This is a genomic window from Pseudorhodoplanes sp. (assembly GCF_059499825.1).
This window is the reverse complement of record NZ_JCABZI010000001.1, coordinates 101,536-116,264: the sequence shown is the minus strand read 5'-3', so window position 1 is coordinate 116,264 and position 14,729 is coordinate 101,536. Positions and strand designations below refer to the sequence as shown.

Sequence of the window (14,729 nt, the reverse complement as noted above, 5' to 3'; positions counted from 1 at the left end):
CGAATTTTGAAATTTGTAAGACCGACCCAAAAGGCCGCGTCATGGACATGTTGAAGCTCATCGCGCTTGACCGCGAGGATCTCGAAATCGTATCCGCGCATCTGCAGGATGCCATCGTAAAGGTCGGCGAGGTGATCTGGCGCCCGAATGAAAATCGGGTCGTGATCGCACTGAATCGGTTCGACTGGGAGGCCGCGGTTGGCGAGCCTCCATCCTGGCGGCGCCGACGTGCCGCATTGCGGTTCGACCGCGTCTCCTCATGCAAGTGCAAGAGCCTCGACTGTTCCGCCAAGGAGCAGGTGCTCAATCTCCTGGCCGTCGAGTTTAGCGAAAGCGACTCGCCCGGCGGCGTGATCACGCTGTCATTCTCCGGCGGTGGCGCGTTGCGCCTCGAGGTCGAATGTCTCGAAGCTGAGGTGGTCGATCTTGGCCCGATCTGGGAGGCTGCGGCCTGTCCCGATCACAAGACCATCGACGGCGAAGTCGCACGGGCTTGATCCACTGCGCTTGATCGTGCGTGCGGGGGACTGACCGTCCGCTTGCCTTTCGGTGCTGTCTTTCGGACACTCTCCCGCACACTGACGCTGCGCGGCGACGCGCATCAACGAGAAGCCGTCAGGCTCCGGGAGGACGTTTCGATGTTGACCATGCGCCACCTTGGCTGCGCTGTTGCCGCGGCCGCGATCGCCGTCATTGCCATGCCGGGGCAGGCCCCGGCGCAGGAACCGCCCCCCGTTGTCAAGATCATGGTCGGCTCGGTCGCGGGCGGCATTCTCGATCCCTATGCCCGCATCGTCGGCGAGCATATGGGCAAGACGCTGAGCCGCACCGTCATCGTCGAGAACAAGCCGGGCGCGAACGGCACCATCGCCGCGCAATATGTGGTCGACCAGCCGGCAGACGGCACGTGGCTGTGGGTCGGCACGCAAGCGATGACCGAGATCAATCCGAGCGCGTATAAAAATCTGCGCTGGAGCATCGACGATTTCATTCCGATCGTGAAGGGCGTCGAGGCGCCACTGGTGCTCGCGGTGCATCCGAGCGTGCCGGCGAAAAATCTCAACGAGATGATTGCCTGGGTGAAGGCCAATCCCGGCAAGCTCGGCTATGCCTCGTTCAGTCCGGGCACGCCGTCGGCTTTTCTCGGACATCAGTTGAACAAGCGCTTCGGGCTCGATCTCGCACATATCGTCTACAAGGGATCGGGACCGCAGACGCAGGACATGATCGCAGGCCATTCGCTGATGGGCTTCATGCAGCTCGGCAACGCCATGCCGCATATCAAGGCCGGCAAGCTTGTCCCGATCGCCGTCACCAGTGCCAAGCGTACGCGCTTCCTGCCGGACGTCCCGACCTTCGCCGAACTCGGCTATGACGATTTCACCGCGATGGTGTGGTTCGGCCTGCTGACCAAGAAGGGCACGCCGGAGCCGATCGTGAAGGCCTATATCGCCGCGGCCGAGAAGGCGCACAGCGATCCCGAGGTGCAGAGCAAGTTCGAGAACCAGGGCATGGAAGCCACCGGCATCACCGGGCCCGACAAGCTCACCGCCGACATCAAGACCCAGATCGAACGCTGGCGGAAGATCGTCGACGAGACCGGCTTCCAGGCGAATTGAGCGGTCCCAGTCTCGTGTCCCGGGCGCGGCGCAGCGGCATAAGCGCGGTTACGCGCGTCTTCAACGCGATATGCGGTGCACTGCAGACCCGGGACCCATCGCCGGGCCCACTTCATTCTGGGTCCCGGCTCTGCAGCGCACAACTTCGTGATGCGCTGCGTCCCGTACGCGGGACCGTCTACGCCCGGCCGATCGGGTGCGGCACCGTGTCGGTATGCTCGATTTCGAGCTGGACCAGCCGTTCCATGAGCCGTGCCTGAATGCCCGCATGCGCAGGATCGCCCCACAGATTGTCGAACTCGCCGGGATCGGTTTCGAGATCGTACAATTCGCCCAGGCCTGAATCCGACATCACCGTCATGCGATAGCGCTGATCGACGATGGTGTGCCAGCGCGGCATGTGGTCGACGTCCTTGTCGGCCATCTGGTGTTCGTATTGCACGAAGGCGCAGTCGCGCACGGCCTTGCCATCCGCACCCATGGACGGCAGCAGGCTCTTGCCCTGCATGCCGACATAAGGCTGGATCCGCGCGCGATCGAGAATGGTCGCCGGAATGTCGATGGTCGAACCGATGGCATCGGTCGCAGCGGCAGCCGGCGCCTGCGGGTCGGACCAGATGAACGGCACGTGCAGGATGCTCTGATATTGCTCGCAGCCTTTCAGCAGCAGCCGATGGTCGCCGAGATGGTCGCCGTGATCGGTGGTGAAGATCAGCACCGTGTTGTCGCGCTGGCCGGACGCATCGAGCGCGCGCAGCACGCGGCCGATGCCATCATCGATACAGGCGATCATCCCGCAGGTCAGCGCCTGCGCCTCCTGCGCCTCGCGCGCGGTGGTGGCGATGCTGCGCATGCCGTGAAGCTGCGCCTTGCCGCTGGCCCGCTCCTCGATCGCCTGCTGCACATGCGGGGGAGGCGTCCAGTCATTGCGCTTGAAGGATTCGGGCACCGGGAATTGCTCCGGCTTGTACATGTCCCAGTACTTGCCGGGCGGATTGAACGGATGGTGCGGATCCGGGAACGACACCGTGAGAAAGAACGGATCGGCATTGGCATTGCGCGCGTTCAGGAACGCCTCCGCGCGTTCGGCCAGATAGCTGGTCGAATAAAGCTCTTCCGGAATGCGCGTGCGATAGGCCTGCGGCACGATGTAATCATGCGGCGCGCTGTTCTCCGGTCCGAGCAGGTTGAGCGCCGCCGGATCCTTGTCGCGCAGCCAGGCGCGGTAGTCGCCGTCAACGTTATCGCCATGGCCGGTGACGACCTCGACATGACCATAGCCGTAGAACGGGGTCGCGATATGCGCGCCGGGCTCGGCCCAATAGGCCGGCAGTTCCTGACGATAGCTCTCGCCGGTCAGGTCGATGCGCATCGCTTGCCGCAAGCCGGGGGAGGGCTGGCGATAGCCCTCGCGCGGCGCAGCCGGATAGGACAGCGCCGGCGTCTTGGTGAAGTTCTGCAGATGGCTCTTGCCGATCAGCGCGGTGTCGTAGCCGGCATCGCGCAAGAGGTCGACGAAGGTCACGGAGTCCTGCGACAGCGGAATGCCGTTCGATCGCACCCCATGAACCGCCGGCATCCGGCCGGTCATCAGCGAGGCCCGGTTCGGCATGCAGACCGGACTCGCCACGTAGAATTTCCGGAACTGTGTCCCGCGTGCCGCAATCGAATCGATGTGCGGCGTACGCAGGATCGGATGCCCGTAACAGCCGAGATAATCGGCGCGATGCTGATCGGTGATGAAGAGAATGAAGTTCGGCGTACGGGATTCTGACATGCGTCTCAACCTAAAGGGCAGGATCGGGAAGGAAAAGAGGCGAGCGCAGGGCGTCCCGCACGAATCGCGCCATCATGCCGTCACTCCGAAAGTGTTTAACGAGACGTTTGCAATTGAACGCTATCCTTTGTCGCAGCGTCCAATTGCGTGAACCGGCCGTAAAGCATGCGGGGGGCCGGCCCGCGCCAACGATACGAAGAACAGAATGGTCTACAAACTCACCGCCTTGCTGCAAGCGCTGCTGAAGCGTATGAGCCCCCAGAACCGCTATCGTCCCGAGCGCCATTACATGCGCGGGCCCGGCCCGAAGGCGCGCGCCATGGCGAGCAGCCAGCAACACGGCTGACGCGACCCTCACACGGCGATCTCGGCCGCGCCGAAGCGGCGGATCGTGACCGTATCCCCGATGTCGAACGACATCAGGTCCTCGCCCGCAACCAGCGGGCCGTCATAGGTTTCCCGCGTCGCGGTCAGAACGTCCGCCACTGTCATCGCCGGCACGCGCGGGCTCCCCAGCAGCACGAAATGCGTATAGGCGGCGAGCCTGGGCCGGGTCTGCGCAAAGACGCGGCCGGCATCCTGCGGACTGGTATGGTGCGCCATGATGTGCGCGATGCCCGGTTCCTCCAGCAAGGCCGACTGGACCGCCATCACCTCATGCACCAGCAGGTCGGCACCCTTGCCGTAGCGGATGACATTCTCGTTGTAGCGGGTGTCGCTCGAAAGCACCGCAGAACGGCCGCGATAATCGAACCGGTAGCCAAAGCACGGCTTGATCGCGTCGCCGTGGTCGACCTCGAAAGCGGTGACCTTCAGCCCGTCGCGTTCGTAGATCACGCCATCGCGGTCGAATTCCTCGACCTCGACGGCGATGCCTGAGCGCGGGACTTTTTCGTCGACCACGCGGATGTCGATATCGGCCGCATAGGCCTGTTCCAGTCCGGCCATCAGCCGCTTCGCGCCGGTCGGCCCGGTCACGCGGAAGGCGGTCTTGCGCGCGCCGGCCCAGACCGGCGGCAGCCAGCCGGTAAGCCAGAGATCGGGCACGCCGCTGGTATGGTCGGAGTGGTAGTGGGTGAGCAGCAGCCGGTCGATGGCGCTGACCGGGATCTTGAGCTGCCACAACCGGATGGTGGCGCCGCGGCCGGCATCGACCAGCAGCCGCTGGCCGCCGGCCTCCACCAGCGCGCTCGGCCCGAAGCGCTCCGGTGACGGGTAGGGATTGCCGGTGCCAAGCAGCGTGACGCGAAAATCCGCGCGATCGGAATGTTCCGCGTTCATTGTTGCAGCTTGATCCCGGCGTCCTTGACCACCTTGCCCCAATGCGCGAGCTGCGCCGTGAGCAACGCACCGTAATCCTCCGGAGAGCCGCCGGCGGGCTCGGCGCCGACTTTGGCGAGCGCCGCGCGAACCTCGGGCTTCGCCAGCGCCTTGTTGATCGCCTGGTTCAGGGTGTCGACAATCTCCTTCGGTGTGCCGGACTTCACCGCGAAGCCGACCCAGTCCTCGACGACGAGATTGGGGAAGCCGGCTTCAACGATGGTCGGTACGTCTTTCATCGCATCGAGACGCTTTGGCCCGGTCACGGCCAGCGCACGGAGCTTGCCGGTGGCGACGAGACCGGTCACCGGCAGCGTGGTGATGAACATGTATTGGTTGGTGCCGTTCAGGAGATCGGCGATGGCCTGCGGGAACTGCTGATAGGGCACATGCGTCGCCTTGACGCCGGTTTCGACCTTGAACATTTCGCCGACCAGATGCGCCGGCGTGCCGAACCCGCCGGAGGAGAAGTTCATCTTGTCAGGATTGGCCTTGAGCAGCGCCACCAGTTCGGACACCGATTTCGCGGCGACATCCGGATGCACCACGAGCACGTTGTAGGACGTCGACACTTTTGCCACCGGCATCAGGTCCTTGGCGACGTCGAATGGCATCCTGGCGAGGAAAGCCGGCGCCGCCGCGATCGGGACGCTCATCGCGAAGATCGAATAACCGTCCGCCGGCTGCTTGACCACGTCAGCACCGGCGATGGTCTGCACCGCGCCCGGCTTGTTCTCGACGATGACGCGCCATCCATTGGCAGCCTGGAGTTCGTTCGCAATCACGCGGCTGATGATGTCGGGCGGCGTGCTCGGCGCGCTTGGCACCACAATCCGGATGACCTGGGACGGATAGGGCTGCGCGGCAGCTTGCGAGATGGAGCATCCCGCAAGGGCGCCGACCACCAGTCCTGCCTGCATGAGCGCAGACGTGCGCAATCGCATCGGCATCGCTTTTCTCCCTGTTTTCAAAATTGTTTTCTTGTCGGCGCATTGTCCGTGTGCCCGGTCGCGACCGACATCAAAAACGCACTGCGTTCCGCAGCGCGGAATGTTATACCGACGACGTAATGCTACCTGCGGCGCATGAATTGGGACGGGGACCGCTATTGTGAGCGCGTCGGGCACGATCCGCAGCCTTGAACGGGGCCTGAAGGTGCTGCAGGTCCTGCACGATAGTCCGATCCTGTCGCTGCACGGGCTTTACGAAGCGACCGGCATTTCGAAACCGGCCTTGCTGCGGATTTTGCAGACGCTCGAAGCCTCAGGCTTCGTCGCCCGCCGCCTCGCCGACGGGCATTACCGGATCAGTTCGAACCTCAGCACTCTCACCCGCAAGCGCGACCGGCATGAAGCGGTGGCGGAGGCCGCGGCACCGGCGCTGGACCGGCTGTGCCAGAAGGTATCGTGGCCTTCCGATCTCATGGTGCCCGCGGGCGACCACATGGAGGTGCGCGAATCGAGCCGTGTACGCACGCCGTTCTCGATCTACTTCCTAAACCATCGCATGGGCACGCCGGTGAACTGGGTGCTGACCGCCGTCGGCCGGGCCTATCTCGCGTTCTGTCCCGACAAGGAGCGCGAGAACATCCTCGCACGCTTGCGCCGGTCCGAATTGCCCGAGAACCGGCTGGCGCGCGATGCGAGGCAGTTCGAGGCAATCCTCGCCGAGACGCGGAGCAACGGATACGCGACCCGCGACCCCTCCTTCGATGGCGGCTATTACGGGCGCCCGTTCCCGGACGGCCTGGCCGGCATTGCCGTGCCGCTGCTGGGCCGCAACCGCGTGCACGGCGTCATCAACATCATCTGGGTCAAAGCCGCGCGCTCGGTCGAGGACATGGTGCGCGGTCATCTCGGCGACCTTCAGGCCGCCGCAATCGAGATCGTCGCATCGCTCCGCGTCCGCGACCGGTAGGCAGCCTCAAAAGTCGAGGTCCGCGTAATGCGCAGCCGGCGGCAGCGCGCCGGAGACATCGGCCAGGATCGGACGAAAGGACGGTCGCGACTTCATGCGCGCATACCAGTGCTTGGCATGCTGGCTCTCACCCCAGGGCACGTCGCCCAGATAATCCACGACCGAAAGATGCGCGGCTGCGGCGAGGTCGGCGAAGGTGAGACGGTCGCCCGCCAGCCAGTCGCGCTGGCCGGCCAGCCAGTCGATATACGCCAGGTGGTAGCGGATGTTGCGGCGCGCGGCGCGCATGACGTCGGTATCGGGTGACCCGCCGCCCTGTTCCGGCGTCATGAAGCGCTTGTGCAAGCGCTCATTGACAAGCGGGGCGGAGACCTCGGCGGAGAACTTTTCGGCGAACCAGGACATCAGGCGCCGGACTTCCACCCGCTGCTGCGGATTGACGCCGATGAGATTGCGGTCGGCGACGCCGTCGCCGAGCGAGGCGTGCATCTCGGACAGGAATTCGGCGATCACGTTCGCCCCCGGGACCGCCGGAAGGCCTTCGGCAATCAGCACCGGAGTCTGCCCGGCAGGGTTGAGGATGAGGAAGTCCTCACGCCGCTCCCAGACCCGTTCCTCCACTAGCTCCGCGTCGAGGTCGAATTCCGCCAGCGTCAGCCGCGCGAAGCGTGAATGGGGGCAGAAGGGGTGATGGAACAGGGTCAGCATCTAGTGGTCCAATTCTAACATTCGCATCCCTGCTCGGCAGACTCTTTTGCGAATGTTAGAATCATAGGACCACTAGAAAATATTTGATTCTAGTGGAGCTTGGATTTGACATTCGCTTCGCGGGCCTGCGGCTGGGTGGGTAGCGAATGTCAAATCCGCTCCACTAGCCTTGCGAATCAGGGGGTGATGCCGCGGATCATGATGTAAAAAGCGGCAAAGTGTTGGGCTATCGGAAATTTCGTTGCCCGGCGAGCGGATTTCGCGCGACAAAGGTTCCGGCTCGATTCCAGACAGTCGGGCCGTGCGTTGGGGCTTTTCAGCATGAGTGACCTGATCAAGGCGGCCCTCCTCGGAGTTGTCGAGGGGCTAACCGAATTCCTGCCCGTGTCGTCGACCGGCCATCTGCTGCTGCTGCAGCGCTTTCTTGGCTTCGGCGACGAGGATTTCGGCAAGACATTCGTGGTCCTGATCCAGCTCGGCGCCATCCTCGCGATCCTGTCGATCTATTTCCACAAGCTGTGGGGCCTTGCCACGGGGATGTTCTCCGATCCGGCGGCGCGGCGCTTCGTCATCGGGGTGCTTGTCGCCTTCCTGCCCGCCGCGCTGATCGGCGCCGCCTTGCATTCGATCATCAAGGACTATCTCTTCAATGCGTGGGTGGTCTGTTTCACGCTGATCGCCGGCGGCGCGGTGCTGCTGTGGGTGGATCAGCTCGAGTTCAAACCCCGATATCGCGACGTCATGCAATTCTCGCTGCCGATGTGCCTGATCATCGGCTTTTGCCAGTGCTTCGCAATGATCCCGGGCGTGTCGCGATCCGGCGCCACCATCGTGTCGGCGATGCTGCTCGGCGCCGACAAGCGGTCGGCGGCGGAATTCTCGTTCTTTCTCGCGATGCCGACCATGGCCGGCGCGTTCACGCTCGATCTGATCAAGAATCACGATCAGATGACGTCGAACAATGTGATCCTGGTGGGGATCGGCTTCGCGTGTTCGTTCGTGGCGGGCTACATCGTGGTCAAGACGTTCCTTGACTACGTCTCGCGGCACGGCTTCGGGCTGTTCGCGTGGTGGCGCGTGACCGTCGGCTCGATCGGCCTTCTGCTGCTGGCGATCGGCTTCTGACCGGCGGGATCAGGCGAAGCGGCCGGCGCGGAACTGTCCGGTCTTGCGGAAGCTCCAGAGATAATCGGGCACGATCGCCTCGTAGGCGGCGGGCGTGATGCCAAGGCCCTGCAGGGTGCGATGATCGCGGATCGCCGCCTCCGACACCACATTGTCGGCACGCAGCAATTCGACCTGATCGGGAGTCAGCGGCGGCTTTGGCAGGAATTGCAGGACCGAGGCCTTCATCCTGGCCAGCCCGAACGGCAGCGGGACCAGCATCCGCGAACGCTCCGTCACCTTGAGCACGTATTCCATGATCTCGCGCATGGTGCGCACTTCCGGCCCGCCGAATTCGTAAGTCTTGCCGGCGCCGATGCCGGTTTCGACGAGAGTAGCGATCGCTTCGCCGACATCGGCCGCATAGACCGGCTGCAGGCGGGTATGCCCGCCGCCGACCAGCGGCAGCGCAGGCAGAACGCGCGCCAAGGCGGCGAAGCGGTTGAAGAAATCGTCCTCCGGCCCGAACACCACCGACGGCCGTACGATTACGGCGTCGGGCGAAGCCGCGCGCACCGCCTGCTCGCCGCGCGCCTTGGCCTGCGCATAAAGCGACGGTGAGTTCTCATCGGCGCCGATCGCCGAGACGTGGATCACGCGCGCGCCATGCGCGTTGGCCGCGAGCGCGACCTGTTCGGCGCCGAAATGCTGGACGGCCTCGAAGCCCTGGCGTCCGCGCTCGAACAGAATCCCGACCAGATTGATCGCCACCGAGGCCTCGCGCACCGCCGCCTCGACCGAGGCCGGGTAGCGCAGATTGGCCTGGACCGCATGGATCTGGCCGACGGTGCCGAGCGGTTGCAGGAACCCGGCCAGTTCCGGCCGCCGCACCGCGACGCGGATGCGATAGCGACGTTTCGCGAGCGCCCGCACCACATGGCGGCCGAGAAAGCCGGAGCCGCCGAAGACAGTGATCAGGGTGTCGGAATTGGTCTGGAGGGCCATGAAAGCCGCCTCGGAAGCTGCCTCGAAATGCGCGCCTGCGCGATCCGTGCGGGATACCGCAAGGATTTCCGCCTGTACAGGTGTCCCATCGTTGACAATGGCCGACCTGGCAAACTATGTGTCTGCCCCTTGCCCAGGTGGCGGAATTGGTAGACGCGCTGGCTTCAGGTGCCAGTAGCTTAACGGCTGTGAAGGTTCGAGTCCTTTCCTGGGCACCACTCTCGAACGACGAATGGTAAAGGTTGCGTAGCCGGATTTGGTCGAGGCTGCGCCCGCGCATTGAAGCTTCCCTAAAATCCATCCGGTAGCGCTGCTTGTGCCGCGTATCTGCGGATCGTGAGCCGGACGCAGGCGATGCGTCAGGCAAGCATTGCCGGTGGGACCATGCCTCGGTTACGACCTTTCCGCTCTGCGCCCTCACAGGACATCCATCCGCTCGGGTGGGTCGTCACCAGCGATTCGGCGGATCCGGGTGACGCCGCCGGAGCGGTCGCGGTTTTCGAAACCGCCGAGCCGGTCGCGGACGGGGGCCATCCGATCGCGGAATTCGACGGTTTCGCCGGCGCCTTCGTATTCTTCGAAGAGACCGTGACGGCATATGCGCCGGCACAGATCCTTGCGGGCGACTCCGACAATTCTGGCGCCGGAATGCTCGACCGTGCTGCGATCGATACCGGCGCTCCGACCCTGACCGATGAGTTCGGCGCGGCCACCGTCGATCTGCGCACGCAAATTCCCGATGCCGGCAGCGCATCGAGGTCCGACGATTATTTTTCGTTTGCCGGATGGTCGGCGGGGACCGCGCCGTCGCAACCGCTTGACGATCTGCCGCTGCACTATGGCGCCGCGTTCGCGATGCAGGTCGAGCCGGTGGCGTCCGGCATCCATGCGCTCGATTGCGCCGCTGGCGGTGGTGGCAGTGAGGGCAACGGCTTCGAAGCGGCGGCCGTCGATGCCACGGCTGCGCCGGTGGCCTGTTCCTGTTGCGCCTTCACCTACGGGAGCGGTCCGTCCGGTCCGCAGACCGACGACTACAATCTGTCCGGCACCAAGTGGGGATCGTCCGGCGCGTCGGGCTCGTGGGGCGGCACCGTCACCTGGAGCTTCGTGGGCGCAGGTTTCACGAACCAGACCGGCGTGGGTTTCTTCAGCGGCTCCACCGTCTCGCTCTCGAACGTGTTCAATTTCGATTATGTGTCGGTGTTCACCCAGGCGTTCGAAGCCTGGTCCTCGGTGGCGAATATCGACTTCGTCCAGGTGGCCGATGGCGGCGGAAATTTCGGCGTCGGCAACAGCGCCTATATCCGCATCGGCACCGGCCATATCGACGGCAATTACAACGTGCTGGCGCGCGCCTTCTATCCGGCGACTGCGGGCAATCCGCAAAACTACGCCTATTCCGGCGACATGGTGTTCGACAGCGGCGAATCCAGCTTCTGGACGGCGAGCAGTCTGCTTGCAGTCGCGACCCATGAGATCGGTCATGCGATCGGGCTCGGTCACTCCAGCATCAGCAGCGCCCTCATGGCGCCCTATTACAATCCGTCGATCACGGCCCCGACGGCCGACGATATTGAAGGCGCGCGCGCCATCTATGGTGCAGCGTCGGGAGCGCCGGTCCCGAGCGACGATTATGCGGATCAGTTCAACGACACGACCGCGCCGTATGGCCAGGTCGCCGTCGGCGGCTCGTCGACCGGACATCTCGAAAGTGCCGGCGACCGCGACTGGTTCCGGGTCACGCTGACGGCGGGGGTCACGTACGTGTTCGACCTCAGAGGCGCGCCAAGCAACAGCGGCACTCTGTCAAACCCTTATCTCTATCTTTACAACAGCGCCGGAAATCTCATCACCTTCGACGACGACGGCGGCTCGTCCTACGACTCGCAGATTACTTATTCCGCAACCGAATCCGGTACGTATTATCTCGGCGCCGCGACCTATAACGACGCCGCCAGCGGAACCTATCGTCTCTCTGTCGGAATCACCGATCCGATCCTGAACGGCGACGGCAGCGACAATATCTTCATCGCCACCGCGGCGCGGGAAACCTTCATAGGGTTCGGCGGCGCCGATACGGTGAGCTATGCCGACCAGCCGGGCTCGCTCGGCGTGACCGTCAGTCTGCTCAAGCCGAAGTCCAATACCGGCTTTGCCGCGGGCGACACCTACGATTCGATCGAGAACCTGATCGGCACGTCACGGAACGATCGCCTGACCGGCAACGCGGGCGACAATATCCTCGACGGCGGCCAGGGTGCGGACACGCTCGATGGCGGCGCGGGCTTCGATACCGCGAGCTATCTGAATGCCAGCGCAGGCGTAACCGCCAATCTGACGAATGCGAAGCTCAACGCAGGCGATGCGTTGGGCGATACCTACAAGTCGATCGAGCGGCTGTTTGGCTCGCAATTCGAGGATGTCCTGACCGGCGGCAAGGGCGTCGAGGCGGTCATGGGCGGTGGCGGAGACGACATCATCGATGGTGGCGCCAGGATCGACACCCTGACCGGCGGCGCGGGACGCGATACGTTCCGGTTTGCCAGTATCAAGGAAGCCGGCGACATCATCACCGATTTCACGACCGGTGATGACCTGATCGGGATCGTCAGGAAAGGCTTCAAGATCGACGCGCGTGTCGATCTCGGCGCGGGCGGCGTCTTCGATTTCGCAAGCGAGTATTTTGTCAGCAACACCACAGGGACTGCGAACGCGGTCGGCCACGGGCAGTTCGTTTTCAACACCGCGACCGATCAGTTGCTTTGGGACCAGGACGGCGCGGGCAGGAAAGCGGCGGTGGTCGTTGCCCAATTTACGACCGACATCAACCTGACGGCGTATCATTTCGACCTGAGTTGAGAGAGACGAGTCGGCGGCCGTATCGCGGCCGGCGCCGTCTGCCCTCGGAGAGCCTTGGCGATTGCGGATTGACTGAGGGAGCGCATCGGTTGATATGCGGGCCATGACAATGGCCACGGAATCCGCATGACCATCCGCCTGCACCGCGGCGATCTGCCGGACCTGTCCCGTTACACCGGATCGGTCGCGATCGACACCGAGACGCTCGGTCTCAACCCGCATCGCGACCGGCTTTGCGTCGTGCAATTGTCGCCAGGCGACGGGTCGGCCGATGTCGTGCAGATTCCGGCCGGCGGCGCGGATGCGCCGAACCTGAAGCGGCTGCTGGCGGACCCGGACATTCTCAAGATCTTCCATTATGCGCGCTTCGATATCGCGGCGCTGTCGAACGCCTTCGGCGTGTGGCCGATGCCGCTTTATTGCACCAAGATCGCATCGCGGCTGGCTCGCACCTATACCGACCGGCACGGCCTGAAGGACCTCGTGCGCGAGCTTGTGGGCGTCGATCTGTCGAAACAGCAGCAATCGTCGGATTGGGGCGCCGAGGTGCTGAGCGAGCCCCAGGTCGCCTACGCGGCCTCCGACGTGCTCTACCTGCACGCGGCGAAGGAGAAACTCGACGTCATGCTGGCACGGGAGGGCCGGACCGACCTGGCAGAGGCCTGCTTCCGGTTTCTGCCGCACCGGGCGGCTCTCGACCTGCAGGGGTGGCCCGAGGAGGATATTTTCTCCCATTCCTGAGGCTGCCGCCGTGCCTGGGCCATATTCGGGCGCGATTTTCCACCCGTCCGGGGCTAGGATGGCAACGGGTGACCATCGATTCCGGGCAGGACGAACCTCTTCATGAACCGCATGCTTGCCGGACCGGAGGACTGGGGCCAGCCGGGCCAGCCGACCGCGGGCCGGCCGCAGACCGTCATTGTGGGCGCTCGCCGGCACAGCCGTCGCGTGCGGGCGCTGCGCATCGCGGTTCCTGCCGTGCTGGTGCTAACCCTGACCGGTCTCGTGCTCGCGAATTATCTCAATCCGGCGCGCTGGCTCAGGGTGCCGACCGAGTTCGGCACGCTTGTGATTTCAGGATCGAAGATCACCATGGAGGCGCCGCGTCTTGCGGGCTTCACCAAGGATCAGCGCGAATACGCGGTCAGCGCCACCTCCGCCTCGCAGGATACGAAAAACCCGACCATCGTGGAGATGAAGGAAATCAGCGGCCGGATCGACATGGAGGACAAGAGCCGGGTGACTCTCACCGCTGTCGAGGGCGTCTACGACACCAAGGCGGATCTGTTGAAACTCAATCAGGAGATCCTGATCACATCGACCGCGGGCTATCAGGGTCGCCTGACCGAAGCGCAGGTCGAGATCAAGAAAGGCCGCATCGTTTCCGAAAAGCCGGTACAGATGAAGATGCCGCAGGGCACGCTCGACGCCAATAGCCTGGAAGTGACCGAAACCGGCGGGGTGATCCGGTTCGACGGTGGCGTCGTCCTGGTGTTGACGCCGGAAGCGGTGAATCGCGGCGCGCAATCGCAAGCGGCAAGTCAGGCGAACGCGGAATGATGCAATCTCGCGTTTCGAGAGGACTGCTTCTGGCAGCGGCCTTTGCCGTTTTGCTGGCTGGCGTTGCGCCCGCGCACTCTCAATCAAAGACGCAGTCGCAGCCGCAGGGAACCGGCGTCCCGAATGCGTTGCAGGGCTTCGGCACCAACAAGGATCAGCCGATCCAGATCGAGGCTGCTTCGCTTGAAGTGCGCGACAAGGACAAGATGGCCGTATTCATTGGCAATGTCGTGGTCACGCAGGGCGACACGGTCATGAAATGCAAGGAGCTGCGCGTCTTCTACGATCAGGACGATCCGAAGGGCGGCGCCAAAGCCAGCACCATGAAAGCGGCGAAGCCGGGCCCTGGGGGGCGGCAGTCGATCCGCCGTCTGGAAGCACGCGGCGGCGTCATCGTGACCACCAAGGACCAGACCGCGACCGGTGCAACCGGCATCTTCGAGATGAAGACCAATACCGTCACTCTTTCCGGCGGGGTGGTCATCACCCAGGGGGCCAATGTGCTCAAGGGCGATCGGCTGGTCGTGGATCTGACCACGAATTTCGCCAAGGTCGAGGGCGGCCGGGTGCAGGGCCTGTTTTCGACCAGCAAGGACGACAAGCCGGCCGGCAAGGACGACAAGTCGACCGGAAAGGACGACAAGTCGGGACAGGATCAGAAGCCGTCGGTCCGGAAGAAGCCGACGGCTTTGCCCGCCGTTACCAACTGACTGTGGCTCCGGTCCTCCGTTGCAACCGGGATTCCGTCAGATTATGTCGGTAGCAGGCGGCCGCAGAGACTGCAGGACGTTGGTGTGCTGGTTTCGGGATCTGCTCTTTGCCGGCGCACCCTTGCCCGTACCCCTTGCCCGTGCGGATTT

14 protein-coding genes and 1 tRNA gene are annotated in these 14,729 nt (G+C 63.9%); 10 read left to right on the top strand and 5 right to left on the bottom strand.

Annotated elements, in window-relative coordinates:
- Positions 1-41 precede the first annotated feature (41 nt).
- Together AC5I5I_RS00570 and AC5I5I_RS00565 are read left to right on the top strand one after the other, a co-directional pair.
- Positions 42-497 (top strand): DUF2948 family protein, encoded by a 456-nt coding sequence (locus tag AC5I5I_RS00570; RefSeq protein WP_495969192.1) that lies wholly within the window; start codon positions 42-44, stop codon positions 495-497.
- A gap of 141 nt (positions 498-638) precedes the next feature.
- Positions 639-1,619: a Bug family tripartite tricarboxylate transporter substrate binding protein gene (locus AC5I5I_RS00565; protein WP_495969191.1), complete on the top strand. Its 981-nt coding sequence runs from the start codon at positions 639-641 to the stop codon at positions 1,617-1,619.
- A 178-nt stretch (positions 1,620-1,797) separates the two neighbouring features.
- On the opposite strand, the gene AC5I5I_RS00560 is transcribed toward AC5I5I_RS00565, so the two are convergent.
- On the bottom strand, positions 1,798-3,396 hold the full coding sequence (locus tag AC5I5I_RS00560; RefSeq protein WP_495969190.1) for a sulfatase family protein: 1,599 nt from the start codon (positions 3,394-3,396) through the stop codon (positions 1,798-1,800).
- Positions 3,397-3,601: 205 nt separating this feature from the next.
- Between AC5I5I_RS00560 and AC5I5I_RS00555 the strand changes: the two genes are divergently transcribed.
- Positions 3,602-3,742, top strand: coding sequence for a hypothetical protein (locus AC5I5I_RS00555; protein ID WP_495969189.1), 141 nt, complete (start codon positions 3,602-3,604; stop codon positions 3,740-3,742).
- 8 nt (positions 3,743-3,750) lie between these two features.
- Here AC5I5I_RS00555 and AC5I5I_RS00550 read toward each other — a convergent pair whose 3' ends face one another.
- Both AC5I5I_RS00550 and AC5I5I_RS00545 read right to left on the bottom strand, forming a co-directional pair.
- The gene (locus AC5I5I_RS00550) at positions 3,751-4,677 is read right to left on the bottom strand and encodes an MBL fold metallo-hydrolase (RefSeq protein ID WP_495969188.1); all 927 of its coding nucleotides are present in this window, start codon (positions 4,675-4,677) and stop codon (positions 3,751-3,753) included.
- Positions 4,674-5,666 (bottom strand): Bug family tripartite tricarboxylate transporter substrate binding protein, encoded by a 993-nt coding sequence (locus AC5I5I_RS00545; protein ID WP_495969187.1) that lies wholly within the window; start codon positions 5,664-5,666, stop codon positions 4,674-4,676. Before AC5I5I_RS00545 ends, AC5I5I_RS00550 begins: the two co-directional genes overlap by 4 nt.
- Before the next feature lie 160 nt (positions 5,667-5,826).
- Between AC5I5I_RS00545 and AC5I5I_RS00540 the strand changes: the two genes are divergently transcribed.
- Positions 5,827-6,633, top strand: a complete 807-nt coding sequence (locus AC5I5I_RS00540; RefSeq protein WP_495969186.1) for a helix-turn-helix domain-containing protein — start codon at positions 5,827-5,829, stop codon at positions 6,631-6,633.
- 6 nt (positions 6,634-6,639) lie between these two features.
- Here the strand turns inward: AC5I5I_RS00540 and AC5I5I_RS00535 are convergent, their stop codons facing one another.
- A complete protein-coding gene (locus tag AC5I5I_RS00535; RefSeq protein WP_495969185.1) occupies positions 6,640-7,341 on the bottom strand; it encodes a glutathione S-transferase family protein in 702 nt (233 codons plus the stop codon).
- 321 nt (positions 7,342-7,662) lie between these two features.
- Here AC5I5I_RS00535 and AC5I5I_RS00530 point away from each other — a divergent pair, with 321 nt between their 5' ends.
- Complete coding sequence (locus AC5I5I_RS00530) at positions 7,663-8,466, top strand: undecaprenyl-diphosphate phosphatase (protein ID WP_495969184.1); 804 nt, start codon at positions 7,663-7,665, stop codon at positions 8,464-8,466.
- 9 nt (positions 8,467-8,475) lie between these two features.
- Here AC5I5I_RS00530 and AC5I5I_RS00525 read toward each other — a convergent pair whose 3' ends face one another.
- Positions 8,476-9,450, bottom strand: coding sequence for a complex I NDUFA9 subunit family protein (locus AC5I5I_RS00525; RefSeq protein WP_495969183.1), 975 nt, complete (start codon positions 9,448-9,450; stop codon positions 8,476-8,478).
- 131 nt (positions 9,451-9,581) lie between these two features.
- On the opposite strand from AC5I5I_RS00525, the gene AC5I5I_RS00520 reads away from it, so the two are divergent.
- The 5 genes from AC5I5I_RS00520 (at position 9,582) to AC5I5I_RS00500 (ending at position 14,579) form a co-directional block, all read left to right on the top strand.
- A tRNA-Leu gene (locus AC5I5I_RS00520) sits at positions 9,582-9,668 on the top strand.
- Positions 9,669-9,834: 166 nt separating this feature from the next.
- Positions 9,835-12,309, top strand: coding sequence for a matrixin family metalloprotease (locus AC5I5I_RS00515; protein ID WP_495969182.1), 2,475 nt, complete (start codon positions 9,835-9,837; stop codon positions 12,307-12,309).
- A 126-nt stretch (positions 12,310-12,435) separates the two neighbouring features.
- A complete protein-coding gene (locus AC5I5I_RS00510) occupies positions 12,436-13,050 on the top strand; it encodes a ribonuclease D (RefSeq protein ID WP_495969181.1) in 615 nt (204 codons plus the stop codon).
- 102 nt (positions 13,051-13,152) lie between these two features.
- Positions 13,153-13,869 (top strand): LPS export ABC transporter periplasmic protein LptC, encoded by a 717-nt coding sequence (gene lptC, locus AC5I5I_RS00505; RefSeq protein ID WP_495969180.1) that lies wholly within the window; start codon positions 13,153-13,155, stop codon positions 13,867-13,869.
- A complete protein-coding gene (locus AC5I5I_RS00500) occupies positions 13,866-14,579 on the top strand; it encodes an LptA/OstA family protein (protein ID WP_495969178.1) in 714 nt (237 codons plus the stop codon). Before lptC ends, AC5I5I_RS00500 begins: the two co-directional genes overlap by 4 nt.
- Positions 14,580-14,729: the final 150 nt, after the last annotated feature.

Coding starts and splice junctions, on each gene's coding strand:
- AC5I5I_RS00550 (WP_495969188.1), bottom strand. CDS start 4,677: ATGAACGCGGAACATTCCGATCGCGCGGATTTTCGCGTCACGCTGCTT.
- lptC (WP_495969180.1), top strand. CDS start 13,153: ATGAACCGCATGCTTGCCGGACCGGAGGACTGGGGCCAGCCGGGCCAG.
- AC5I5I_RS00515 (WP_495969182.1), top strand. CDS start 9,835: ATGCCTCGGTTACGACCTTTCCGCTCTGCGCCCTCACAGGACATCCAT.
- AC5I5I_RS00500 (WP_495969178.1), top strand. CDS start 13,866: ATGATGCAATCTCGCGTTTCGAGAGGACTGCTTCTGGCAGCGGCCTTT.
- AC5I5I_RS00560 (WP_495969190.1), bottom strand. CDS start 3,396: ATGTCAGAATCCCGTACGCCGAACTTCATTCTCTTCATCACCGATCAG.
- AC5I5I_RS00525 (WP_495969183.1), bottom strand. CDS start 9,450: ATGGCCCTCCAGACCAATTCCGACACCCTGATCACTGTCTTCGGCGGC.
- AC5I5I_RS00510 (WP_495969181.1), top strand. CDS start 12,436: ATGACCATCCGCCTGCACCGCGGCGATCTGCCGGACCTGTCCCGTTAC.
- AC5I5I_RS00530 (WP_495969184.1), top strand. CDS start 7,663: ATGAGTGACCTGATCAAGGCGGCCCTCCTCGGAGTTGTCGAGGGGCTA.
- AC5I5I_RS00565 (WP_495969191.1), top strand. CDS start 639: ATGTTGACCATGCGCCACCTTGGCTGCGCTGTTGCCGCGGCCGCGATC.
- AC5I5I_RS00535 (WP_495969185.1), bottom strand. CDS start 7,341: ATGCTGACCCTGTTCCATCACCCCTTCTGCCCCCATTCACGCTTCGCG.
- AC5I5I_RS00570 (WP_495969192.1), top strand. CDS start 42: ATGGACATGTTGAAGCTCATCGCGCTTGACCGCGAGGATCTCGAAATC.
- AC5I5I_RS00545 (WP_495969187.1), bottom strand. CDS start 5,666: ATGCCGATGCGATTGCGCACGTCTGCGCTCATGCAGGCAGGACTGGTG.
- AC5I5I_RS00555 (WP_495969189.1), top strand. CDS start 3,602: ATGGTCTACAAACTCACCGCCTTGCTGCAAGCGCTGCTGAAGCGTATG.